Origin of the sequence: Sphingomicrobium arenosum (genome assembly GCF_026157085.1) — a bacterium.
GTDB classification, from domain to species: Bacteria; Pseudomonadota; Alphaproteobacteria; order Sphingomonadales; family Sphingomonadaceae; genus Sphingomicrobium; species Sphingomicrobium arenosum.
Window position 1 is genome coordinate 1,947,539 of record NZ_JANPVN010000001.1, and the last position, 23,248, is coordinate 1,970,786.

The 23,248-nt window shown below is 67.5% G+C and carries 22 protein-coding genes; 3 read left to right on the forward strand and 19 right to left on the reverse strand.

Features of this window, described 5'->3' with window-relative positions; all coding sequences use genetic code 11:
• From NUW51_RS09775 to NUW51_RS09865, 19 genes are all read right to left on the reverse strand, one after another.
• Entirely contained in the window at positions 1–1,233 is a 1,233-nt protein-coding gene (locus NUW51_RS09775; protein WP_265587328.1) for an SAM-dependent methyltransferase, read from the reverse strand.
• Between the two features lie 65 nt (positions 1,234–1,298).
• Entirely contained in the window at positions 1,299–2,834 is a 1,536-nt protein-coding gene (locus NUW51_RS09780; RefSeq protein WP_265587329.1) for a hypothetical protein, read from the reverse strand.
• A gap of 6 nt (positions 2,835–2,840) precedes the next feature.
• On the reverse strand, positions 2,841–4,040 hold the full coding sequence (gene rlmN, locus NUW51_RS09785; protein ID WP_265587330.1) for a 23S rRNA (adenine(2503)-C(2))-methyltransferase RlmN: 1,200 nt from the start codon (positions 4,038–4,040) through the stop codon (positions 2,841–2,843).
• Positions 4,041–4,100: 60 nt separating this feature from the next.
• On the reverse strand, positions 4,101–4,571 hold the full coding sequence (locus tag NUW51_RS09790) for a hypothetical protein (protein WP_265587331.1): 471 nt from the start codon (positions 4,569–4,571) through the stop codon (positions 4,101–4,103).
• Entirely contained in the window at positions 4,556–5,023 is a 468-nt protein-coding gene (locus tag NUW51_RS09795; RefSeq protein ID WP_265587332.1) for an A24 family peptidase, read from the reverse strand. The genes NUW51_RS09790 and NUW51_RS09795 overlap by 16 nt, the downstream gene beginning before the upstream one ends.
• Positions 5,020–5,796: a tetratricopeptide repeat protein gene (locus NUW51_RS09800; protein WP_265587333.1), complete on the reverse strand. Its 777-nt coding sequence runs from the start codon at positions 5,794–5,796 to the stop codon at positions 5,020–5,022. Before NUW51_RS09800 ends, NUW51_RS09795 begins: the two co-directional genes overlap by 4 nt.
• Positions 5,797–5,846: 50 nt before the next feature.
• A complete protein-coding gene (locus NUW51_RS09805) occupies positions 5,847–7,541 on the reverse strand; it encodes a tetratricopeptide repeat protein (RefSeq protein ID WP_265587334.1) in 1,695 nt (564 codons plus the stop codon).
• 25 nt (positions 7,542–7,566) lie between these two features.
• The gene (locus NUW51_RS09810; RefSeq protein WP_265587335.1) at positions 7,567–8,553 is read right to left on the reverse strand and encodes a type II secretion system F family protein; all 987 of its coding nucleotides are present in this window, start codon (positions 8,551–8,553) and stop codon (positions 7,567–7,569) included.
• A gap of 5 nt (positions 8,554–8,558) precedes the next feature.
• Positions 8,559–9,557 (reverse strand): type II secretion system F family protein, encoded by a 999-nt coding sequence (locus tag NUW51_RS09815; protein ID WP_265587336.1) that lies wholly within the window; start codon positions 9,555–9,557, stop codon positions 8,559–8,561.
• A complete protein-coding gene (locus NUW51_RS09820; protein ID WP_265587337.1) occupies positions 9,557–10,981 on the reverse strand; it encodes a CpaF family protein in 1,425 nt (474 codons plus the stop codon). The genes NUW51_RS09815 and NUW51_RS09820 overlap by 1 nt, the downstream gene beginning before the upstream one ends.
• A complete protein-coding gene (locus NUW51_RS09825; RefSeq protein WP_265587338.1) occupies positions 10,978–12,180 on the reverse strand; it encodes an AAA family ATPase in 1,203 nt (400 codons plus the stop codon). The genes NUW51_RS09820 and NUW51_RS09825 overlap by 4 nt, the downstream gene beginning before the upstream one ends.
• Positions 12,181–12,199: 19 nt before the next feature.
• The gene (locus tag NUW51_RS09830) at positions 12,200–12,817 is read right to left on the reverse strand and encodes a TadE/TadG family type IV pilus assembly protein (protein WP_265587339.1); all 618 of its coding nucleotides are present in this window, start codon (positions 12,815–12,817) and stop codon (positions 12,200–12,202) included.
• Complete coding sequence (locus tag NUW51_RS09835; protein WP_265587340.1) at positions 12,814–13,335, reverse strand: TadE/TadG family type IV pilus assembly protein; 522 nt, start codon at positions 13,333–13,335, stop codon at positions 12,814–12,816. The genes NUW51_RS09830 and NUW51_RS09835 overlap by 4 nt, the downstream gene beginning before the upstream one ends.
• Entirely contained in the window at positions 13,332–15,050 is a 1,719-nt protein-coding gene (locus tag NUW51_RS09840; protein ID WP_265587341.1) for a pilus assembly protein TadG-related protein, read from the reverse strand. The genes NUW51_RS09835 and NUW51_RS09840 overlap by 4 nt, the downstream gene beginning before the upstream one ends.
• A gap of 74 nt (positions 15,051–15,124) precedes the next feature.
• The gene (locus NUW51_RS09845) at positions 15,125–15,400 is read right to left on the reverse strand and encodes a hypothetical protein (RefSeq protein WP_265587342.1); all 276 of its coding nucleotides are present in this window, start codon (positions 15,398–15,400) and stop codon (positions 15,125–15,127) included.
• A complete protein-coding gene (locus NUW51_RS09850; RefSeq protein WP_265587343.1) occupies positions 15,390–16,901 on the reverse strand; it encodes a type II and III secretion system protein family protein in 1,512 nt (503 codons plus the stop codon). The genes NUW51_RS09845 and NUW51_RS09850 overlap by 11 nt, the downstream gene beginning before the upstream one ends.
• Complete coding sequence (gene cpaB / locus NUW51_RS09855; RefSeq protein ID WP_265587344.1) at positions 16,898–17,809, reverse strand: Flp pilus assembly protein CpaB; 912 nt, start codon at positions 17,807–17,809, stop codon at positions 16,898–16,900. The genes NUW51_RS09850 and cpaB overlap by 4 nt, the downstream gene beginning before the upstream one ends.
• 178 nt (positions 17,810–17,987) lie before the next feature.
• Positions 17,988–18,185 carry a Flp family type IVb pilin gene (locus NUW51_RS09860; RefSeq protein WP_265587345.1) on the reverse strand — a complete coding sequence of 66 codons (198 nt, stop codon included), beginning with the start codon at positions 18,183–18,185 and terminating at the stop codon, positions 17,988–17,990.
• A 460-nt stretch (positions 18,186–18,645) separates the two neighbouring features.
• Positions 18,646–19,452, reverse strand: coding sequence for a DUF2569 domain-containing protein (locus NUW51_RS09865; RefSeq protein ID WP_265587346.1), 807 nt, complete (start codon positions 19,450–19,452; stop codon positions 18,646–18,648).
• A gap of 238 nt (positions 19,453–19,690) precedes the next feature.
• On the opposite strand from NUW51_RS09865, the gene NUW51_RS09870 reads away from it, so the two are divergent.
• The 3 genes from NUW51_RS09870 (at position 19,691) to NUW51_RS09880 (ending at position 23,248) form a co-directional block, all read left to right on the forward strand.
• Positions 19,691–21,058, forward strand: a complete 1,368-nt coding sequence (locus NUW51_RS09870; RefSeq protein WP_265587347.1) for a glycosyl transferase family protein — start codon at positions 19,691–19,693, stop codon at positions 21,056–21,058.
• Entirely contained in the window at positions 21,055–22,266 is a 1,212-nt protein-coding gene (locus NUW51_RS09875; protein WP_265587348.1) for a hypothetical protein, read from the forward strand. The genes NUW51_RS09870 and NUW51_RS09875 overlap by 4 nt, the downstream gene beginning before the upstream one ends.
• Positions 22,267–22,336: 70 nt before the next feature.
• Positions 22,337–23,248: a sulfite exporter TauE/SafE family protein gene (locus tag NUW51_RS09880; protein WP_265587349.1), complete on the forward strand. Its 912-nt coding sequence runs from the start codon at positions 22,337–22,339 to the stop codon at positions 23,246–23,248.

Genomic DNA, 23,248 nt, shown 5'->3' on the forward strand with positions numbered 1-23,248 from the left:
TTATCCTCGCTGCTCGTCCATCGACCGATAGCGCGCCTCGGCTTCGGCCATATAGTCGCGCGTGATCGGCAGCGCGCGCCGATCCTTCACATATTGCACCTGGTAGTTGCCCGCGCCGCCATCTTCGAACATCACGATGCCGCCGGCGAGATAGAAGCACCACATGCGATAGAATGTCTCGTCATACATGGCGACGATCGCCTCGCGCTGCGCCTCGCACCGCTCGAGCCAATGGCGCAGCGTGAAGGCATAATGCAGCCGCAGCGTCTCGACATCGCTCGCGATCAGCCGCGCCTTCTCGCTCGCCGCGCACATCTGCGACAGCGAGGGGATATGATAGCCGGGGAAGATATATTTGTCGGTGAACGGGTCGGGGCCAGAGGCCATGCCGAACTTGCCGATCGTATGTACCAGCATCACCCCGTCGTCGGCGAGAAGCCCCCGGCAGGTGCGATAGAATTCATCGTAATGCGCTTCGCCGACATGCTCGAACATGCCGACCGACACGATGCGGTCGTAGGTGCCCGTCAGGCTGCGATAGTCGGCCAGTTGGAAACGCACCGCATCGCCGCATCCCGCCGCCTCGGCCGCCTTTCGTGCATAATCGAGCTGCTCGGTCGACAGGGTCACGCCCGTCACCTTCACCCCGGCGACCTTGTGCAGGTAGATCGCCAGCCCGCCCCAGCCCGACCCGATGTCGAGCACATGATCGCCTTCGCGCAGGTAGAGCTTGGCCGCGATATGCGCGAGCTTGTCCGCCTGGATTTCCTCCAGCCCCGCGCCTTCGTCGCGCACATAGCCGCAGCTATATTGCCGCCGCTCGTCGAGGAAGAGTTTGTAGAGGTCGTTCCCGATATCGTAATGATGCGCCACGTTCTGGCGGCTCGTCACCGGATTGTTGCGCCGCAGCCAGCGCGCCGCCTTGCCCAGCGTCGAACTGGTCTTGAACGGCGACGCCGCCAGCCCGCCCTCTTCCCAGCGCGAGGATTTCTGCACGATCTCGAGCAGGTCGAGGATCGACCCGTCCTCGATCGTCAGCCGCCCGTCCATATAGGCCTCGCCGAGCTTCAACCGCGGATTGCGCACGATATCGCCGACCACCTTGGCATCATGCAATGTCAGCGTGAGCGTGCGCTCGCCCGACCCGATCACTTCCTCGCTGCCGTCATGCCGGATCAGCCGGATCGTCCCGGCGGTCAGATGCTGGTCGGCCAGTTTCTTGAGCAATGACATGAACGATGCTCCCCCTTCGCTCCCTGTCTGGCAAGCAGCACGGATGCGCGCAAGACGAGATGCGCCTAGGGGGTCGTGATCCGATAGAGCGCCGCGCCTTCATTGCCCGCCACCAGTTCCAAGCCCTCGTCCTTGGGCCGCGGCAGGTTGGCGATGAACAGATAGTCGAACGCCTCGCGCGGGAAGCGCGCCAGCGCCTCCTCATAGGAGATCGTCACCGCGCGGCCGCAATCGCCGATGCGCACATATTGCGACGGATCGGAGCCGAACTCGTCATCGGCAAGATAATGGCGCGTCAGCGGGCTGGCATTGCCGAGCCGCCACATATTGTTCGAAAAGCCCTGCTTCTCTGCGATGTGATAGGCGCCAATCTGCGGCAGGCGATTGAGAATCCACGACGATCGGCAATCGAACTGCGGCTGGATGTTGAAGACCCGCGCGCTTGTCGGCGCTGCCGCCAGCACCTCGAGCCGCTCCTGCATCTCGGCGTCGAAGGCGGCGGCCGACACGCTTACCGTCGCCACCCGTGCCCCGAACACCGCCAGCGCGACCAGCGCCAGAACCGAGGCGCCCTTGGCCGAACGCGGCACCAGCACCAGCAGCGGCAGTACGAACAAGGCAGGCGCCATGCGCATGTCGGCATAGGCCGATCCCAGAAGCGTGCGCGGCATCAGCACGTAAGCGACGACCAGCAGCCCCGCCCCGACGAGCAGCCCCTTGCTGCGCCAATGAAAGTCCTTCCGGCCCAGCGCTGCCACGACCAGCACGCCGACAATCGCCAGCACGGGCAACAGGTCGGCAGGCATGAAGCGGTCGCGCATCACGCCGAGAAGATAACTCGCCTTCTCGCGCCAGATGAAGAAGAAGGCGGTCACCGATTCGGACCCCGGCCCGCGGCTCAGCGACCATCCGGCGAGATGCAGCAGCGGGAGGCACAGCGGCCACATCGCCAGCGCGCCGCGCCACGCCGCCTCGATCCGCCCCGCGCCGCCCTCGCGCCGCGCCGCCCATTCGGCGGCGAAGGCGGTCAGCCCGAGGATGCCCCAGGCGGTGACATGGCTGAGATAGACGAGGCTGGAGAGCAGCACCATCGCGGCCAGCCGCGGCGCGGTCCAGCGCGCGCGCCGCCATTCAATCCACGCCGCCAGCACCCACGGCCACAAGGCGAGCCCCAGCGCGAAATTGACGAAGCCGAACAGATAGGGGTGCGAAAAGGACAGTCCGGCGGCCAGCCCGAACAGCGGCGACACGCCCCCCGTAGCCGCCCTCGACAGCCGCCACAGCCCGGCGATGAACAGCGGCGGGATCGCCATCACCACGGCCTTGGTCGCCAGTTTGACGCCCAACAAAGGCCCCAACAGGGCGACCAGCGCATCGACGCCCAGATTCCCCGCGATCAGCCAGCGAAAGCTGTAATGCGGATTGGCCGCATCATCGGCGGCGATGGCGAAACGTGCATAATGGCCCGGCAGGTCGGCAAGCGGCGGCAAGGCTTGCGGCGCGAAAGGAACAAGGCTGAGCAGGAGCAGCAGCCAGAGCAGCCAGCGCTGCTCCCACCAGCCACCCGGTACCGCCTGCCTGTCGCCCCCGGCCCCCGCCATGGCGCCTTAGCCCGCGTCCTGCGCGGCGGCCTCGCGGTCGCGCTCGGCGCGGCTCTTCTTCTCCGCCGCGGTCTTCAATTGCCCGCAGGCCGCGTCGATGTCGCGCCCGCGCGGGGTGCGCACCGGCGCCGAAATGCCGCCTTCGAAGACGATGTCGCTGAACGACCTGATCCGCTCCGGGCTCGAACATTCATATGCCGACCCCTCCCACGGATTGAAGGGGATGAGGTTCACCTTGGCGGGAAGGTCATATTCCTTCAGCAGCCGGACCAGCTCGCGCGCGTCCTCGTCGCTGTCATTCTTGTCCTTGAGCATCACATATTCGAAGGTGATACGACGCGCATTGTTGGCGCAAGGGTATGCCGCGCAGGCGGTGAGCAATTCCTCGATGCCGTATTTCTTGTTGAGCGGCACGATCTCGTCGCGCACGTCCTTGGTCACGGCATGGAGCGAGACTGCGAGATTGACGCCGATTTCCTCGCCGCAACGCTCCATCATCGGTACCACGCCCGAGGTCGACAAGGTGATGCGCCGCTTCGACAAGCCCAGCCCGTCGCCGTCCATGACGATCTTCAGCGCCTGCTTCACATTGTCGAAATTGTAGAGCGGCTCGCCCATGCCCATCATGACGATGTTGGTGAGCAGGCGCCCGTCGGGACGGCTCGGCCATTCGCCCAGCGCATCGCGCGCCAGCATGACCTGCCCGACGATCTCATAGGGCTCGAGATTGCGCACCAGCCGCATCGTGCCGGTATGACAGAAACGACAATTGAGGGTGCACCCGACCTGGCTCGACACGCACAGCGTGCCGCGATCGGCATCGGGGATGAAGACCATCTCGAAATCGTGGCTGTCGTGGGTGCGCAGCAGCCACTTGCGCGTGCCGTCGCTCGACACCTGTGCCTCGACCACCTGCGGCCGCCGGATGGTGAACCGTTCCTCCAGCCACGGACGCTGCGCCTTGGCGATGTCGGTCATGTCCTCGAAACTGGTCGCGCCACGGTTGTAGATCCAGTGCCAGATCTGCTTGCCGCGCAGCTTGGCCTGCTTGTCCGCCATGCCGCCGGCGAGAAGCGCCTCGCGCAGCCCCTCCTTCGACAGGCCGACGAGGTTGACCTTTCCGTCAACGTCGGGCGCGGGGGCACGGCCGGCGGGAACCGGATCGACATGGCCGGCAATCGGCATCAGGGGGGTATCGGCGCTCATGATCGGGGGCGATCTAGTTGCTTTTGCGAATGTTTTCCAGTCCTAAGACGGGCCCGTGCCTCAGGCACAGCCCGCCGCCGCCGCGTCGATCGCGGCGGGCACGCCGCCGACCGGATAATAATCGGTGAAACGCCCGCCGCCGCGATGCCGCGCGCTCACCCGCATCTTGGTCGCATCGCGCAACGCCGCGATCATCCCCAGCGCCGCCGCGCCGCCGGCAAAGGCGCTATGCCCCTCGCCCGTCAGGATGAAAGGCGTCTCGTCAACCACCAGCTGGACCCGCGTGCCCTTGGCCACCGCGCGGCGCAGCCGGACGTGGACATAGGGACCCTCGCGGCCTTTTTCGAACAGGAAACTCACCATCGGCTGGCGATGCCGCTGGCTGTCGGGCAGCACGCGCCACCCGCGCCCGCGCGCTTCGCAGCGCCCGTCGGCCCAGCGAAACGCCGCCCAGCGTTCCTGCCCGCCGAGCAGGACCGGCGAGGATTGCGCCAGCGACAGCGCCAGCACGAGGCTCAGACCCGCAGCCACAGGCTCGTCCCCACCACGCCCACGCCGATCGCCACACCGTAAGGTATGAGCCGCTCCATGCGTTTCTCGCTGCCGCGCACCGCCACCTTGGCCATGAGCAGGAGCAGCGTGAGCACCCCGCCGACGATCACCGTCGTCACCAGCATCCGCGCGCCGTCGGCAAGGTCGAACCACAGCGCGCTGGCGGCGAGCAACTTCACATCGCCCCCGCCGAGCCAGCCGCGCCCGAAGCTGAACGTCCCGACGACGAGGATCGCAACCATCAGCAGCGCATTCTGCCACAGGCTCGCCTCGAACCCGGCCAGCACCACCGCCACCACCGCGCCAAGGACCAGCGCGATCGGCGCGGCATTGGGGATCTTGCGCTTCCATATGTCGATCACGGCGGCGTAGAGAAACACCAGCCCGAACAGGACAAACAGCCAGTCGGGCACTTGCGAGACGAGGGTCATGGGCTGGAGTCGAGCCTTTCGAGATTGTGCGCGGCGCGCGCATAATGGGTGCTAGAGGCGGTGAGCGCGCGGGTAAAGGCGGCGCGCGCCTCGGCCCCACGTCCCGCGATGGCGGCGGCGACCCCGGCATCGTTCAATCGCCGCGCAAAGGCTTCGGCCTGCTCGCCCGGCGCGCGCTGCGGCAATCCCTGTCCCATCGCCCAGCCTGCGAAATCGCGATTGGCGGCATAAAGCGGCTTGTCGGGCGCCAGCGCTGCCGCCTTCACGCCAAGCGCATGTGCCTCCGCCCAGCGGCCCTGGAGCAGCTTGGAAAACCCCCAATTGTTGAGCAGCATCGGTTGATCGCCCGCGATGCCGTACGCGGCGGCATAGGCCAATTCGGCGCGCGCATAATCGCCCATCCGGTCGGCGATCACCCCGCGGATGTTCTGCGCCCGCCAATCGCCCGCGACGACGGTCTGTGCCAGCGCCCGATCCATCCACGCCGCCGCCTCGTCGAGCCGCCCGAGTTCGAGCGCCGTGCGCGCCGCGCGCGCCGCCATCGGCGCATCACCCTCGCCCCGCGCCATCAGCCCGCGATAATAGCCATAAGCCGCCGTCCAGTCGCCGAGCCCATGGGCAAGATCGCCGCGCCGCCGTTCCGACGCCGCCAAACTGGCACCCGCCCCCTGCGCCTGGTCGAGGAGGATGCGCGCCTGTTCGTAGCGCTGCATCGCCAATGCATGATCGGCCTCGGCGAGCAGTCGCTCCGCCTCGCTCGGCGCCGGCGTCACGGCGCCCTCCTGGGCCCCTATCAACGCAAGGGACAGGACCGCGGCGAGCATCACCCGTTGGGGCCGAGCGCCTCTCGCGCATCCGCCCCGAGGTGGAGCGTGATGCGGCTCACCGGCCCGCGCTGCGCGGCGATGCGATAGCCGAGCCGGGCGGCGAGCAATTGCGCCGCCGCTTCCTCGCCTTCGGGATAGAGGATGATCGAGCGCGCACGCCGCTGCGACCCGTCATGGACGTCGGCATCCATGATCCCGGCCTGCGCCACCATCTCGCTGGCGCGCGCGGCAAGGCTCAGCAGCGCCGGCGCCACCGGCACCACGCTCGCCGCGACCATCGACGCGGGCGCAATAGGCGCGGGCGGCGCGGCGACCGGCAGGATTGCCGGCGGCGGCGCCATCGGTGCGGCCACGATCGGCGGCACGCGCACCGGCACCGGGGCCACCGGCGGCGGCGCAAGCGTGCGAATGGGAGCGAGCGCGGTCAGGCTTTCGTCCGCGGCCAGCGCTACCGCCGCGATCATTGCCGTGTCGATCACGGTTAAGCGCGCGCTCGCAACCGGCGCGGTCAGCGTTGGCGGCGCAGCGGCCACGATGGCGCTGATGTCGATCGGCGCGCGCGAGGGCGCGGGCGGTGCCACCACCGCCCCGCTCGCCACTGCGGGCAAGGCCGCCAGCGCGACCATCGGCACCGGCAGAACGGGTGCAGGCGGCACGGAGATGATGCTTCCTGCGACGGGCGCGAGCGAGGCGCCCATCATCGGCACCATCGGCGCTGCAATCGGAGCGGAAGCAACGGTGACGATCGTCGCGACCGGCATTGGCGCGACCGGCGCGGGCGGCGCGACGATGGCCCCGCTCGCCACCGGCGCGGCCGCTGCCAGCGTCACCATCGGAATGACCGGGACCGCCGCTGCCATCGGCGCGGCCAGCGTGAGGTCGGGCGTCGGCCCGTTGATCGCGCCCGACAGCAGCGCGGCCGCCGCCACATTGGCAGCGCGCTCGTCGGCCAGTTCGCGCGAGGCGATCCGCACCACGGCGGGCCGCTCGTCGTCGATCGTAAGGGTCGCCAGTCGCGCCCCCATTTCCTCGCGGCTGAAAGCGCGGGCCACCGCGACCGCTTCTGCTTGCGGCGCGGCATCGGCGGGGAGCGCAGGCGCCCCGCTGCTCGCCAGCAGCACCTCATGCCCGCTCAACCGCTCGAGCCGGGGCCCTCTGCGTTCGGGTGTTACGACCTCGGGCACCTGTGCGGCCATCGGCGCTGCCGCGATTTTTGCGGGCGCTGGCGCGCTTACCGGCGGCATCGCCGCGCTCAGTCCGTCCATCGCCGCCAAGGCGGCGCGCTGTGCCTGCCGGTCGCTCGCCTCGGCGAGCAACGCATTGGCCCCCGCCCGATCGCCCTGCCTCAGCTTGGAGGCGGCAAAGGCCTCGTACATCGCCGGATCGCCCGGCGCATGCGCGAGCGCGGTTTCGTAATAGCGTTTCGACAGGTCGAAGCGGCCCATCCGATCATAGGCGCGCGCCAGCCCCGCATGGGCGCGCGCCATGGTCGGGTCGGCGCGCAGCACCTTGCGATAGGATTCGATCGCGAGCCCCGTATTGCCCAGCCGCATCAGCCCTTCGGCCTCGGCCAGCCGCGAGGCGGCATCGAGCTCGGCGCTCGAGATTCCCCGGTCGATCATCCGCACGTCGACGCCCGGCGCCGCGCAGGCGGCGGTCATCATCAGCGGCAGCATCATCAGGTTTCGCATCATCGTCCCCCTTCTCGAAATTCTTCTACCCCAGCGCGGGCACCACCACGCGCAGCGCGCGAATGACGGCCGGCACCATCAGCACCCCGATCATCACCGGGAGCATGCACCCGACCAGCGGCACCGCCAGCAGCACCGGCAGACGGTGCGCACGCTCCTCCGCCCGCATCCGCCGTTTTTCGCGCATCTCGGCAGCATAGACGCGCAACGTCGCGGCCACCGAGCTACCCAACTTCTGGCTCTGGATCAGCAGCGTGGAGAAAGCGCGAATTTCATCCACCCCCGCTCGGTCGGCAAAGCGCCGCAGCGCATCCTCGCGGCTCCGCCCGGCGCGCAGTTCGAGCACCACGCCCGCAAAATGCCGCGCCAGGTCGGGGTGCGAATGATACATTTCCTGCCCGACCCGGTCGAAGGCCGTCTCGAGCCCCAGCCCCGCCTCGACGCAGACCAGCATGAGGTCGAGCGCGTCGGGGAAACCGTTGAGCAAATCCTCCTGTCGCCGGTCGGCCTTGGCCTGGATGACGAGGATGGGGATGACATAGCCCAATCCCGCAGTGAACACGGCGATGAAATAGCTCGTCGCCAGGCCGATCTCGGCCCCGCTAATCACCGCATAGGCGACCAGCAGGAGGGGAAAGCCCAGCGTCGAGATGATGCGGATGAGCGTGAAGACGCGCGGCGCGCTCGGGTCCTCATACCCCGCCGCGACCAGCTTGCGCCTGAGGCCCTGGTCCTTGGTCGATACGAGGTTGACCCCGCGCTTCTCGAGCTGGTTGACGATGTCGATCCACGCGCCCCGCGCCTGTTCGCCGCGCAGCCGCGCCGCACCGGTCGCCGCCGCCGCTGCCGCCTCGCCGCGCGATCCGGTGGTGCCGGTCGCCAGCCGCGATCGCACTCCGCGCCGTTCGCTCACCACATTGGCGCCGATCACCACGATGATCGCCACCGCCGCGAACAGCAGCACCAGCGCCGCAATGCGCGCTACGTCGTTTTCGATGAGATAATCGAGCATCGCGTCTACACCTTGAGGTCGATCAGCTTGCGGATCATCATCACGCCGATGAACCACATCAGGACGAGCACGCCGAAGCTCGGGATGAAGGCCGGGTCATCGGCGACGTCGAGGAAGAAGCCCGGATTGCCGATAAACACGATCATGAAGGCGAGCAGCGGCAGGAGCGAGAGGATCCACGCCGTCATCCGCCCCTCGGACGACAGGGCCCGCACCTTCATGTAGAGCGCATGACGGTCGCGGATGACCTTTGACAGATTGTCGAGCACCTCGGCGAGATTGCCCCCCGTCTCCGCCTGCACCGACAGGCTGACGACGAACATGCGAAGATCGTCCATGTCCCAGCGTTCGGCCATTTCCTCCAGCGCCTCGCGCAGGTCCGCGCCATAGGTGACCTCGTCGACCACCAGCCCGAATTCGGAACCGATCGGGTCGGGCATCTCGACCGTCAGCATCTCGAGCGCGGCAGCCACCGGATGACCGGCGCGCAGGCCCCGAACGAAGATGTCGAGCGCGACGGGGAATTGCTCGCCCATCTTCTTGCGCCGCCGCTCGGCGACGAAATTGATGACGACCATCGGCAGCAGCAGGCCGACGATGACCGACAGGATGATGAACAGGAAGATGCGCCCGCCCCCCAGCGTGCCGCCCATCAGCAGCGACAGACTGGCGAAGAACAGGAACAGCGCTACCGGGGCCAGCATCAGTGAGATGACCATCGTCGGGGTCGGCGTGACGACGCCGGCCTGCACCAGCTTGCGGTGGAGCGTGTCGCCCCAGCGCCGCAGCGGCCCCGGCACGCCTTCGCCCAGCGTGAAGGCCTTGCGCCTGAGCCGCAGCATCGTCTCCTCGCGCGTGGCCCCCGCCTCGATCATGCCGAGACGGCGGTTGATCGCCCCGCCATGACGGCGGCTGGCGAGGATCGCATTGGTGGTCAGCCCCGCCACCACCATCACGGCCAGCGTGATGAGCGCGAGGAAGAGGACGCGGATGAAGACGTCCATCAGTCGAGCTTCGCGTCAGGGCGGAACAGCTCGGGGCTGACCGCGATGCCATGCGCGTCGAAGGCGTCGAGGAAGCGCGGGCGGATGCCGGTCGCCTCGAAGCTGCCCTTGACCGACCCGTCGCTCTCGCGGCCCTGCAAGCGGAACCGGAAGATTTCCTGCAAGGTGATCACTTCCCCCTCCATCCCCGTGATTTCCGAGACGCTCGTCAGGCGGCGCCGACCGTCGGACAGGCGGCTGACCTGGATGACGACATTGACCGCGCTCGCGATCTGCGCGCGAGCCGCCTTGGCGGGCATGTCGATCCCCGCCATGCCGATCATCTGCTCGACACGGCTCAAGGCATCGCGCGGCGTGTTGGCGTGGATCGTCGTCATCGAGCCTTCGTGGCCCGTGTTCATCGCCTGCAGCATGTCGAACGCCTCCCCGGCGCGCACTTCGCCGACGATGATGCGGTCGGGCCGCATGCGCAGCGCGTTCTTGACGAGGTCGCGCATGGCGACTTCGCCGCGCCCCTCGACATTGGGCGGCCGCGTTTCCAACCGCGCCACATGCTCCTGCTGGAGCTGGAGTTCGGCCGAATCCTCGATCGTGACGATGCGCTCGTCATGGCCGATAAAGGCGCTCATGGCGTTGAGCATCGTCGTCTTGCCCGAGCCCGTGCCGCCCGAGATAAGAATGTTGCGCCGCGCCCCGACGCAACCGCGCAGGATCTCGGCGACGGGTTCGGGCACCGAACCGATCTCGACCAGCCGTTCAAGGCTGATCGGCACCTTGGCAAACTTGCGGATGGATAGCAGCGAGCCGTCGAGCGCCAGCGGCGGCACCACCGCATTGACGCGGCTGCCGTCCGAGAGGCGCGCATCGACCATCGGCGATGATTCATCGATTCGGCGCCCGACGTCGGACACGATCTTCTGGATGATGCGCAACAGGTGGCGCTCGTCCTTGAACATCACCGGCGAGCGCTCGAGCGTGCCGAACCGCTCGACGAACACGTCCTTGTAGCCGTTCACCAGGATATCCGTGATCGTCGTGTCCTTGAGCAGCGGCTCCAATGGTCCCAGCCCGAGCAATTCGTCGAGCACGTCGTCGACCAGCTGCTTGCGCTCGGCGGCATTGAGCGCATGGCTCTTCTTGGCCAGCTCGTCGGCGATGATGTCGCCGATCTCGTCGGCGACCTGCTCGCGGCTCATCGCATCGAGGGCAGCAAGGTTGATCTGGTCGAGGAGGCTCTGGTGCAATTCGACCTTGAGGTCGATGTTGGCATCGCGCTTGGCAAAGGCCCCGGCATCGCCGATCGAGACGAGCTTGCGCTTCTCCTCGCGGTCGCGGTCCATCTCCTCGCTGGGCGCCTCGGTCGGCTCGAGCGCCTGGCTCTCCGCGCCGTCGCGGTTCGGTTTCTTGATCTGAAACATGCTCATCGCTCCAATCCCAGCCTGGCTGCGACATCGCCCTCGAGGATTTTCAAATCCTTGTTGAGCGCGCCCTTGCGGCGGATTTCGGCGACCGGAATCCCCTGTTCGATCGCCGCCGTCATGGTCGCATGGTCATTGGCCAGCGTGTACGCCACCGGGCGACCCAGCACACGTTCGGCATCCTCGCGCGTCACATTCTTGAACAGTCCCTTCTCGAACCGGTTGACGGCGATTCGCACGTCGAGGTGGCCAAGGTCCTGCGCGGTGATGAGATCGAGCTGCCGCTTGGCCCGGTGCAGGCTCGCGATCGACAATTCGCACACCATGATGACGAGGTCCGAGCGCGCCAGGAGCGACAGGCTCCAGTCGGTCCAGTTGGTCGGCAGGTCGACGAAGACCGTGCCATATTCCTTCATCGCCGCCTCGACGAGCGCCAGCGCCTGATCGACATCGAGCGCGTCGAGCCGGGTGATCTCGGCGGGCGCGGCGATGACATTCAATCCGCTCGGATGCGGCGCCGCCACCGTGCGCATCATGTCGCCGTCCATCCGCGTGCCCGCCGCGAGCAAATCGTCGACCCCCAGCTTGGGATGAAGCCCCAGCTGGAAGGCGGCATCGCCGAACTGGATGTCGAGATCGAGCAGCAGCGCTTCGCGGCCTGCGCGATTTTCGAGCGCGGCAAAGCGGCTGGCGAGCTGGCCCATCAGCGCGGTCGCCCCGACCCCGCCTTCGGACTTGATCATCGTGATGAGCTTGGCCGGCCCCGTGCTCTGGCGGCGGTCGCGTGCCTGCATTTCGTCGCGGATCGGCTGCAGCGAGGTCTCGAGCTCGGCGACATCGAGCGGCAGGGGGATGACGTCATGCGCCCCGCCCCTGATCAACGCGCGCACGAAGGAGAGCGACGGATCGAAGGCGGCGGCAATGAGCGGCGTCTCGGTCGCCCGCGCCATCGCGCCAAAGCGCTCGGCGGCGCCATCCTCGTCCTCAGCGACCTGGATGATCGCGGCAGCGGCGCGGTCGACCTCGGCAAGGTCGATCTCGTCGCCCGGACGCGTGATGACGAGCTGCAGCGGCAGCCCGGCGGCTTCCGCCCCCGCCAGCGCCCCGGCATCGCCCTCGGCGACATTGAGATACAGCTGGACCGCCGGCCGCGTGTCCGACGCTTTCCAGCTGGGATCTCTCCGATTGTCACCGCTCATGCGCATGTCATCTCTCTCATCATCATCAATTCGACACCGTGCCGCTCATGTCCTCGGCGGTGATCGCCGAGGCGAAGCTGCCGAAGGGAAGGCTCACCGGAAACAGCGCCGACACCAGCGGCCGGAAGCTCATTCCGGTCAGCGACACGGTGATCAGCGGCTGGACGTCCGAACCCGACGGATCGCCGGCAAAGCCCAGCCCCACATTCTCGTAGGTCACCACCACATTGGCCGCGCCCACCGCCGGGTCGTAAAGGGCCATATGCTCGACCAGGCCCGCGAAGGCCGTGTTGTCGAGACCGAAATCGCCGCACTCGCTGCCGGTGCAGCTACAGCTCGCGCTGGTGCAGACCGCCTTGCCGAAATAGCTCGTCGGGACGACATCGCCGCCCGACAAGGGCGTGCCAGGTTCGGTTGCGAAACCGTGATCGGCCAGCCCCTCCAGCACGGGGTCGGTCACCGCGAGGTAGCGCGCGCCCATCATCGTCGCTTTTTCGGCGCGATTGGCCTCCCACATCCAGCGCCCGGCATCGATGATGCCCATGAGCAGCAGCAGGAGCAGCGGCAGGACCAGCGCGAATTCAACCGCCGAGGCACCGCGCGTATCGCGCCGCAGGGCGCAAAGGAGACCCTGCCTGCTCATGCGCCGAACACCGCGGCCTGGTTGTCGGCATTGACCGACAGCAGCTTGGGCAGGAAGGGCAGGCCGAACAGGCTCTGATAGGGCACCGAGGCGTTCACCCGCACCCGCGGTGCGCCGTCGGGAAAGCCGCTGAAAACCCCCGCATAGGTACCCGTGTCATCGCACTCGAGCGTCACCGTCAGGGTCGAATTGTCGCTCCAGAAATTGAGCCGTGGCTCGGCCGTGCCGTCGACGCTGCCGGTGCGCGCGACATTCTTGATCGCCGTCTCGAAGGCCGTGCCCGAATTGAAGGTGCAACTCGACGAGGACAGGTCATCGTACCGGATGCGCGCGGCATAGCGCGAGGCATCGCGCACGCCCTTCTGCACCGCATGGCCCGAGACGAAATAATTGCCGAGCTCCACCGCCCCCAACAGCAGCACGAGCAGCATCGGGATGGCGAGCGCCAGTTCGGCCGCCGCCGCGCCCTTGTCGTCGCGCCGCAGGCGGCGGGAGGTCGAGGCGAGCGCTCGTATCATTCGATCAGATAGGGCACATTCTTGACGACCAGCTGGACCTCGGCCTCATTGTCGCCGCCCGCCTCCACGCCGCGGATGATCTCGACATAAAGGTCGCCATATTCGGTGAAGGCGCCCGGCCCGCTGCCACGCGCATAGCTCGGCTCGACGAGGAACACGTCCATCCATTCCGCGACCGGGATATTGGGCTTCGACCCGGTTAGTCCGGCGCCGCCATTATAAGCATTGCAATTGACCACCGCGACCGTGACGCGGCGTCGGTCGAGCGTCCATTCGCCGGTCGCGGCATCATAGCCGGGCACCATCCCCGTCGGATTGCACACCGCACTGCCATAGGTCGAGGCATCGACCGGAGGCAGGCCGGTCGCTTTCAGGCGCGCGGCGGGAATGCCGACGGTGGCCTGGTGCGTCGTCGTGTTGAACGAGGCCGAGGCCCGCGTCTCGATCTCCCACAGATAAACCATGTAGCGCGTCGGGAAGGTCTGCCCCGCCGGCAGGCTCTGCTTGCTCACCGACACGATCGTCGGGGTCAGGCTGGTCGGATAGCTCGCCGCGCCGTGATTGACCCGCCAATAGGTGTCGATGTCCCAGTCGCCATCGCCGAGATGCGATTGCGCCAGCGTCGTTCCCGCCACCGGATCGACCACGAAATCGCAATTGCCGAGGTTGCTGATTGCGTGGCAGCGATCGCGCGGATGTCCCATGGCGTCGGGCGTGTCGGTGTAATTGTCGACATATTTGGCGCTCGATGCATCGGTGACCGGGCGATAGGGATTGTTGCTGAGCTTCCACCCCTTCGATCCGCCCGAGGAGGGACCGCAGGACAGGTTGGCGCCATTCTTGTCCATCACCAGGTCCTTGTGACTGTTGACGGACGAGGAGCATTTGCCCCCCGCCGAATTGCAGTCGATGACGTTCAGCTGGCCGTTGGTGAGAATGTCGAAGCGGCTGTTGATGGCGCTCATCACCGCTTCCTTGGCGCCGGTTTCCGAATGCACCCCGCTGCCCGGCTGGCAATTGCCCGGCGGATTGTCCCAACCGAGCGCCTTCTTCAACTCGTTGGTCCCCGAGGCGGTCGAGCCATCCGACAGGCCGGTGCGCAGGAAGCCGAAATTGCCCGGCACCATCCCGCCACCGTCATTGACCACGAGGCGGAGGCCATCGCCCCGGCGGCTGTCGGCATTGAAGGCGAGCCCCTCGTCCTCGAGCGGGTTGCACAACATGATCGGCGGGGTCTTGCACACCGCGGTGTTCACGCCCGCAAAGGCGATCGCGATCATGCCGTCGTTGGACAGCGCGCCGACCACCGGGGTCAGCGCGAAATTGATGTCGCGCGCATCGACCTCGACCTCGACGAAATTGGCGTTGCTGTCGGCATCCGCCGCCGTGGTCTTGGCCTTGTCCTGGTAGAAGCGCACCTTGCCCACCGCATCGCAGCTACTTTCCTCGGGCACGGTAATCGCCAGCCCGCGCCCGTCGTTCGACAGGCGGGTTTCGTTCGACAGGAAGGCGCGAGCGGCGAGCGCGGCGCGCTGGCAGGCGCCGGTCGATCCGTCGAGCTGCGAGGCGGCGGCCAGCGTCGCCTGGTCGGCGGCGCTCTGCAATTCGGTATCGAGACTCGCCATCCGGGCATAATCGAACGCGATCCCTCCGGCCCCGACCAGCGCGAACAGCGACAGGGCGATGGTTGGGGCGGCAGCGCCCTCGTTCGACAATCCTAGCCTTCTAACCGAGCGATACACCTTTCATCTCCTCATGGCGCGCGCCCCCTTTTGCGGGAGCGCGCCGATCAGCCCCCGCCGCCCGACACTTCGGTGCTGCGCACCGCCTCGACCTCGGTCACCGTGCCCGTGCGGTAGCGCTCGGCTGCCGCGGCGCCGACGTCGGCATTGTCGCCGGGCTGCGCACCGCCATCGGCATAGACGGGGTCGGGATTCACGGTCTGCGCCGCCTTGGCGTAGGCGAGCGTCTCGCCGAACCCGTGGTCGACCGGTGCACAGGCACCGAGGCCCAGGCCAAGACAGGCGAGGCCGAGCGCGGCGCGGCGATCCAGCTTAATAGTCATGGCCATATTCCCCTTCGAGCGTGGCAGGATCGAGCGCGGCCATGCCGCCGCCATAGATGTGATTATCGGGCGCCGCCTCGGTCGGCGGCTCGCCGATCGGATACCAGACCTCGCCCGCCGGCTCGCCGGGCAGCGACACGGCAGGCACGCCGCTGTCGGTCCGGCCCAAGAGGAACAGGTCGATCTCGTCGGGCGGGCTGACCCGGTCGGTCGGCACCGGCAGCGTGCCCGCGGGCACCGGGCGCACCAGCCGCGGCGTGACGACGATAACCAGTTCGGTCTCTTCGCGCTGAAAGCTCGTCGAGCGGAACAGCGACCCGATGATCGGGATCGAACCCAGCAGCGGGAATTGGCGCACCGTGTCGTTGAAATCGGTGCGGATCAGCCCGGCCAGCGCGAAGCTTTCGCCATCGCGTAATTCGATAACGGTCGAGGCGCGGCGCGTCTGCAGGCCCGGCACGACCAGTCCGTTGACGGTCACCGAGGCCGAAGTGTCGATCGAGCTCACCTCGGGCTCGACGACCAGGTTGATGACCCCGTCGGCGAGCACGGTCGGCGTGAAGGCCAGCCCCACCCCGAACGGCTTGAACTGGACGGTGATGGCATTGTTGCCACCGATGCCCCCGCCGCCTTGCGCGATGGGGATCGGGAATTCCCCGCCCGCGAGGAAGCTCGCGGTCTCGCCCGACAGCGCGACCAGCGTCGGCTCGGCCAGCGTCGAGACCATGCCCTTGCGTTCGAGCGCATCGAGCGTCGCCGAAATATCCGCGCCCAGCGCCGAGAAGCTCCCCGAGATGATCCCGAACGCATCGGTGATGCTCGACAAGGTGAGCTGGTTCTGGCCCGTCTCGGGGTCGGTACCGAGCGAGGCGCCGTCGCCGAACGCGCCGTCGACGTCGCCGCCGCCGAAGAACCACCCGACGCCCATGTCCTTCAAGGCGTTGCGCTTGATCTCGGAGAAGCGCACCTCGAGCATCACCTGCTGCGAGGAGCCGATCGACATCATGTTGATGACCCGCGCCGGATTATAGGCCTCGGCCAGCCGCAGCGCGCGGTCCGCCGCGACCGAGGAGGAGACGATCCCCTCGAGCACGATCGCATCGCCGAGCATGCGCGCCCCGATGCTGTCGCCGGGCATCAGTTCGGCCAGCTGGCGCTTCAGGCCGCCGACATCGGGGCCGACCGCGATATCGACCACCGCGATCAGCCGGTCGCGACTGTCGTAGAGAGTGAGGCTGGTGGTGCCGATCGACTGGCCCAGCACGTAGAGCGAATCGTCGGTCAGCGGCAGGATGTCGGCGATCTCGCTATTGCCGACCAGCGCCTTGGCATAGGGGCGGTCGACGCGCAGCACCTGGCTCTTGTTGAGCGGCACCTGCAATTCGCCCGCATAATCGCCCATTGCCGGGGCGATCGTCTGCGCTGCTGCTGCCTGCGGCATCGCCAGCGCACTGGCTATCAACGCCGCCGCCGCGGCTTTCCAACATGCCCCCATGGTCATTCCCCCACCTCGTAAGTTTCAGATTGCAGTCCGCGCGTGATTTCCACCGTCGGCTTGGGCGGCGGTGGCGGCGGCGCGGGCTGACGCGCCGGTTGCGGGCGCGCGGCCCGCTGGGTCATCGCCTGCGCCGGCGCCGGGCGCTGCTGGGGCGCCGGACGGCTGAGGTCGCGGCGCATCCCCGACAGTTCATATTGCAGGTCATCGAGGCTCACCGTCTCGACCATGGCGATATTCTCTTCCTCGCCGGGCTTGCGGAGCACCAGGCTGAGCTGCCCCAGCCGCTGGCCGAGCGCCAGCTTCTGCGCCTCGACGGGTGTCACCTCGAGCGTGGCTGTATTCGACACCCGCGCGCGCTCGTCCTCGCCCTGCGAATCCTGGTCCATCGCGATGACGCGAATATTCTGGAGCAGCACGTCGGTCACCTGTTCGCCGGCCCCGGTGAGGTCCTGCCGGGTGATCAGCACGTCGACCGTGTCATTGGGCTGGATGAAGCCCGCCACCCCCGACACTGCATTCACCCGCACCGTCGCGGCGCGCATCCCGGCGGGCAACAGCGCGGCGATCGAGGCGCCCTCGCCCTCGCCCGTCAAGTCCGCGGCAAGCAGCGGCTGGTTGACCTCGATCGGGCGGAGCGCGTGGCGCGCCTGCCCCTCGGGCATCAATTCATCCATCGTGGTGAAGACCCCGACCGGCAGCATGTCGGTGGGGTAATTGGCAAAGCGCACCTTGTCGGCGGTGATGGGCGTGCCATAGGCCAGCGGCACCGCGGCGACCGCCACTTCGGTCGTGCCCTGATTGGCCTCCGCGATGCGCGCCTCGCGGCCTGAAAGCCATGTGTTGGCAAGGTAAACCGCAACGATCCCGAGGACCAATGCGATGGCGATGGCGATAACCGATTGACGTCTCATGCCAGTCCCCCGAGCACGGCGTCCTGTACGAACGCCCGTTTACACCCTTAATCTATATCAGCATCGGACCGTAAAACCGAGAGGAAATCAACCTTTCGGAAACCATCTGTCCCAAAAGAGGAAGGGCGGCGGATCGATCGCTCGACCCGCCGCCCCTCTTTCAACGCTGCCTGAAGGCTTAGTTCTGGCAAGCGCTGTTACGGTTGCCCGAATCCGCATTGAGGCAGTTCGACGCATCGTTCATGGCGCCGCCGATGGCGTTGCCGAGCAGGATCGAGGCAATCGCCACGGTCGCGCCGATAATGGCGAGAATCAGCGCATATTCAGCCGCCGAACCACCGTTTTCGTCTTTGATCATCTTGATGAAGTTGGTCATGTTACGTCCCCTAATCGCTATGGTCATGGTTGCGAGCAACCGTGACCGGCCACTCCCTCCAACCCGGCTCGGCACTCGCTCGGATCGTTCGTCCCGGATGGTCTGCCCGGGCTTCCCGATCCTCGCTTGGATGAGTGCCACCCCCGCATCGGATGACCTCATGAAGGGGGTGAAAGTAAGGAAGTGTCAACCATTGAAATTTAACTCGCATTAAAATCGTCAATCATGCGTCAAAGCATAAGTTGCTGTTTTTACGCGTTAAATGCGAATTAACGCCGAGTCGGAACTCAAGGTCATGGTTAAGATTTGTATCAGATTCGGACAGGCTGTCGCGGCCCCGCCCTCCCCCGAAAGCGATTTAACTCGCACTTCAATCGCGATTCGCCGCGCGCGACTCAGGGCTGCGACTCGGCTAGTCGCCGATTCGACCCACCTGGCCGTTAATGCGGAAGGAAAGCGCTCAGCCGCGCGCGATGCGCTGGCGGTAGGTCACGTTGACCCGCTCGGACAGCAGCAGATAGGGCGCCCACAGCGCCATTGAGATCAGCACCTTCTTCACATTGCCGTCGAGCAGCGTGTGCAGCGGCTCGGCGATCCCATGCGGCAGGCCCGCCGCCGTCACCGTCTGCGCGACGATGAGCTGCATGGTGAGATCGAGCATCCAGATCGCGCCGAGCAGCAGCGGGAAGAAGGGCACCTTGCGCAGCGCCGCGCAGAAGGCGAGCGTATAAAGGCTCGTCAGCAGCACGACATCGAGCGTCATCATGAAATGCAGGGTCGACAGCCAAGTCGGGGTCACCGAGGGAATCGCCGGGATAGACACCAGATATTCGGTCACCCGGATTGGCACATTGAGGAGCATGCCGACCAGCAGCGAGACCATGATCCCGCCTGTCCCATAGAGTCGGTGCGCGCGCGCCCGCGCGCGAGTCACCGGCTCCCAGCGCCCGATCTTGGCGATCGGGTTGGCCGAACGCGCCATCTCCTCGCCGCCGCGAAAGCCGTACAGCCCGAAGGCCAGCGTCAGCACCGGGCCGAGCACCACGAAGACATAGGGCATCGCCGTTTCCAAGCCGCGCACCTGTCCCATGTCGGGGCTGGCAACGACGCGGAGCGAACAGGCCGACATCGCCAGGAGCACCCAGAACAGCGCCACCTTCGACAGGTTCGCCTCCAGCCCCCGATGGATCGCCGCCGCACGCGCCGACAGTCGCTGGCCGTGGCGCTGGACGATCTGGCGAAACTGCTGCTGGGCGTAAGCGGTCATCGGTGAGGCCGGGTCCTTCTGGTGTCTCCACCCCCGTCACTACCCCGTTAACCTTACCGTCCAGTAAAGATCGGCCGCCGCGCCCGTTCCCAGCCTTTCGCGCCCGTATCGAAAGCCCTTGCATGGATTAAACATCTGTTTATGGCTTGGGGGGCTCGGAACACACGCGGACAGGGGGACCCCGCATGACCGGCCGAGCTTTCCGACCATCTTGCGGCATGGCGCCGGAGGCGCTTTCGTGAGCAGCCTGCTGCCCGCCATCGCCGCCGAACTGGCGCTCTTCGCCGCCGTCGGCTTTCTCCTCTTCGCGCTCGACGACCTCCTCGTCGACCTGCTCTATTTCACCCGCCGCCTGTGGCGCCACCTCACCGTCTATCGCCGCTATCCGCGCGCCTTCGCGAGCCGCCTCGACGCGCCCGCCACGCCCGGCTGGATGGCGGTCTTCATCCCCGCCTGGGACGAAGGCGCGGTGATCGGCGACATGCTGCGCACCACGCTCGAGCGCTATGGCACCAGCGCCGACTATCTGCTCTTCGTCGGCCACTATCCCAACGACCCCAAGACCACCGCCGCCATCACCGCCTTGCGCGACAGCCGCATCGTCCCCGTGCTGCTCCCCCATGCCGGGCCGACCACCAAGGCCGATTGCCTCAATCATCTCCATGCCGCGCTGCTCGACGAAGAAGCCGCGCGCGGCCGTCTCGCCAAAGCGATCATCCTCCACGACGCCGAGGACGTGGTGCACCCGCTCGAACTGCCATTGTTCGACGCGCTCGTCCTGCGCGGCGGCGCGGTCCAGCTTCCCGTCGTCCCGCTGATCGATGCGGCCAGCCGCTGGATCGGCGGCCATTATTGCGACGAATTCGCCGAGGCGCATGGCAAGGAGCTCGTCGTGCGCGAAGCCGTCGGCGCCGCCGTCCCGCTCGCCGGGGTCGGCTGCGCGCTCAACCGCGAGGCCTTGGGGCGCATCGCCGCCTATCAAGACGGCCGCCCCTTCGATGCCGACAGCCAGACCGAAGATTACGAACTCGGCCTGAAACTCGGCCAGATGGGGCTCCGCACCCTGTTCGTGCGCATTCCGGCCACCGCGGGCAGCCCCGCGATGGTCGCCAGCCGCGGCCATTTCCCCGGCTCCTTTTCCGCCGCCGTGCGCCAGAAGGCGCGCTGGATCGGCGGCATCGCCTTTTCGGGTTGGGACCGTCTGGGCTGGCGCGGCGGGCTGGGTGAGCGATGGATGCGACTGCGCGACCGGCGCGGCCCGCTCGCCGCGCTGCTTCTCCTGACCGGCTATGCCGCCTTCTTCCTCTTCGCCCAGCTCTGGATCGCCGCCCGCCTCGGCGCGCCCGTCACCTGGCCGCACGAACCGCTGCTCGAGACGCTGCTCGTCATCAACGCCGTGCTGTTGACGTGGCGCGTCGCCATGCGCGCGCTCTTCACCGGCATGACCTACGGCCTCGCCGAGGGTCTGCGCGCCGTGCCCCGGCTCGTCGTCGGCAACACCATCGCCATCTTCGCCGCTTGGCGCGCGCTCAAGCTCCACCTCACCCCGGGCCCCAAGGCGTGGGACAAGACCGATCACGTCTTTCCGCGGGAGTATCGCGCATGAGCAACGCCACTCGTTTTCTCGCCCTGATCGTTGCCGGTTGGGTCGGCTTGCGCGTCCTCGGCACCGGCCTGTCGGGCGACCCCAGCCTCGCCGCGCCGCCGGCCAGCGCCTCGGACCTGCCGCCCGCGACCCTCGCCGCTGCCGCAGCGCCGCCTGCCGTCCCGACCGACAGTGCCCCGCTCGGTGCGCGTTACTCCATCCCCTCGAGCACCGCGCCAGCCGTCCCCCCGGGCGCGGTGCTCACCCCTTATGGCTATCTCATCCCCTTCGCGGGTCCGCCCGGCGCGGCGGCGGCCTATTACCTCCCACCCCAAGGCCAGCCCGCACCGGCACCGGCCCCGGCCGCGCATACCCACCGCTACGAGCAGATCCCCATCCCGTTGCCTTATGCCGTGCCCCAGCCGGTCGCCACCGCCAGCGCCATGCTCGACCCCGCGCTCATCGGCTATTCGCTCTCCGACGGCAGCCCGCTCTACGCCAGCGCGAGCAGCAGCAGCGCGACCGCCGCCGTCCCGCCGCCCGTCATGACCACCCCCGCTGCCGCTGGCACGCGCGATGCCGGTCCCGCCCCCCTCGATCGCTGGCAGCTGTCGGGCTGGAGCTTTACCCGCGAGGCCTATTCGACCGACCTCGCCGGCACCCCCGGCCTTGCCCCCGGCTCGATGCTCGGCGGCGACCAGGCGGGCGTCCGCCTGATCTACAACCACAACCGCCGTCTCGGCCTCGCCGCCCGCCTCTCCTCGGCAACCGGTGCGGTGCGCGGCGACGAGGTCGCGCTGGGGCTACGCTACACCCCCGTCCCCGGCCTTCCGCTCGCGCTCACCGCCGAACGGCGCGAGGCGATCGGCGAGGGGCCGGCCGCCCGCTCCGCCTTCGCTTTCTTCGCCGAGACGGGCCTCTACGGCCGCCCGCTCGGGCGCGGGCTGACGCTCGACGCCTATGCCCAGGCCGGGCTCGTCGGCATCACCGACCCCGACCTGTTCATCGATGGCGCCGCCACCGCGAGCCTCCCCTTGTGGCGCAAGATTCGCCTCGGCGGCGGCCTGTGGGGCGCGGCTCAGCCCGGTGCGTCACGGCTCGACATCGGCCCTCGCCTCTCCATGCCCGTCTATCGCGGCGTCACGCTCCACGCTGACTATCGCCAGCAACTCGCCGGCAATGCCCGCCCCGGCTCGGGCCCCGCGCTCACTCTCGCCGCCGACTTCTAGGGCACGAAAAAGCGCGAGCGCCCCACACGCCGCCTTCATTTCGTCGCGAGGGGCGGCTAGTCCGAGCTTCGTGGATATCTACCTGCCCATCGCCGAGATGGCCGTGAACGGCCTCTTCATCATCGCGCTGGGGCTTGTCGTCGGCATTCTGTCGGGGCTGTTCGGGGTCGGCGGCGGCTTTCTCACCACCCCACTCCTCATCTTCTACGGCGTGCCGCCCACCGTCGCGGTCGCCAGCGCCACCACGCAGGTTACCGGCACCAGCGTCTCGGGCGTCGCCGCGCACATGCGCCGCGGCGGCGTCGATTTCCAGATGGGCGGCGTGATGATCGCGGGCGGCATCCTCGGCTCGCTGTTCGGCGCCTTCCTTTTCCGCCTGCTCCAGGCGTCGGGACAGGTCGATCTCGTCATCGGCTTTCTCTACGTCGCCCTCTTGGGCGGGGTCGGCGGCCTCATGCTGCGCGACGCGCTCGTCGCCCTCAAATGGATCGACCCGCCCGAAAAGTCGGGCCCGCCCAAGCGCCACCACCGCGCCATCGCCGCGCTGCCCTTCCGCTGGCGCTTCTATGCCTCGGGTCTCTACATCAGCCCCATCGCGCCCATGCTCGTGGGCTTCGGCGCGGGCATCCTCACCGTCCTCCTCGGTGTCGGCGGCGGCTTTATCGTCATCCCGGCGATGATCTACATCCTCGGCATGGCCGCGCGCGTCGTCGTCGGCACCAGCCTCGTCATGATCCTCGCCGTCAGCGCCGTCACCACCCTCGTCCACGCCATGACGACACAGGCGGTCGACATCGTTCTCGCCGCGCTCCTCCTCCTCGGCAGCGTTGTCGGCGCCCAATATGGCGCCATCATCGCCACCAAGGTGAAGCCCGACCTGTTGCGCCTGCTCCTCGCGCTCATGATCCTCGCCGTCGCCCTGCGCATGCTCCTCGGCCTGGCCTGGCGGCCCGACGAGATCTTCACGATACAGGTGCTCTAG

Bases quoted from the DNA above. Each gene is read 5' to 3' on its own strand.
- rlmN (WP_265587330.1), bottom strand. From the start codon at position 4,040: ATGAGCGCCGATACCCCCCTGATGCCGATTGCCGGCCATGTCGATCCG.
- NUW51_RS09805 (WP_265587334.1), bottom strand. From the start codon at position 7,541: ATGCGAAACCTGATGATGCTGCCGCTGATGATGACCGCCGCCTGCGCG.
- NUW51_RS09865 (WP_265587346.1), bottom strand. From the start codon at position 19,452: ATGACCGCTTACGCCCAGCAGCAGTTTCGCCAGATCGTCCAGCGCCAC.
- NUW51_RS09835 (WP_265587340.1), bottom strand. From the start codon at position 13,335: ATGATACGAGCGCTCGCCTCGACCTCCCGCCGCCTGCGGCGCGACGAC.
- cpaB (WP_265587344.1), bottom strand. From the start codon at position 17,809: ATGAGACGTCAATCGGTTATCGCCATCGCCATCGCATTGGTCCTCGGG.
- NUW51_RS09810 (WP_265587335.1), bottom strand. From the start codon at position 8,553: ATGCTCGATTATCTCATCGAAAACGACGTAGCGCGCATTGCGGCGCTG.
- NUW51_RS09815 (WP_265587336.1), bottom strand. From the start codon at position 9,557: ATGGACGTCTTCATCCGCGTCCTCTTCCTCGCGCTCATCACGCTGGCC.
- NUW51_RS09775 (WP_265587328.1), bottom strand. From the start codon at position 1,233: ATGTCATTGCTCAAGAAACTGGCCGACCAGCATCTGACCGCCGGGACG.
- NUW51_RS09845 (WP_265587342.1), bottom strand. From the start codon at position 15,400: ATGACTATTAAGCTGGATCGCCGCGCCGCGCTCGGCCTCGCCTGTCTT.
- NUW51_RS09860 (WP_265587345.1), bottom strand. From the start codon at position 18,185: ATGACCAACTTCATCAAGATGATCAAAGACGAAAACGGTGGTTCGGCG.
- NUW51_RS09850 (WP_265587343.1), bottom strand. From the start codon at position 16,901: ATGACCATGGGGGCATGTTGGAAAGCCGCGGCGGCGGCGTTGATAGCC.
- NUW51_RS09795 (WP_265587332.1), bottom strand. From the start codon at position 5,023: ATGACCCTCGTCTCGCAAGTGCCCGACTGGCTGTTTGTCCTGTTCGGG.
- NUW51_RS09780 (WP_265587329.1), bottom strand. From the start codon at position 2,834: ATGGCGGGGGCCGGGGGCGACAGGCAGGCGGTACCGGGTGGCTGGTGG.
- NUW51_RS09825 (WP_265587338.1), bottom strand. From the start codon at position 12,180: ATGCGCATGAGCGGTGACAATCGGAGAGATCCCAGCTGGAAAGCGTCG.
- NUW51_RS09830 (WP_265587339.1), bottom strand. From the start codon at position 12,817: ATGAGCAGGCAGGGTCTCCTTTGCGCCCTGCGGCGCGATACGCGCGGT.
- NUW51_RS09820 (WP_265587337.1), bottom strand. From the start codon at position 10,981: ATGAGCATGTTTCAGATCAAGAAACCGAACCGCGACGGCGCGGAGAGC.
- NUW51_RS09875 (WP_265587348.1), top strand. From the start codon at position 21,055: ATGAGCAACGCCACTCGTTTTCTCGCCCTGATCGTTGCCGGTTGGGTC.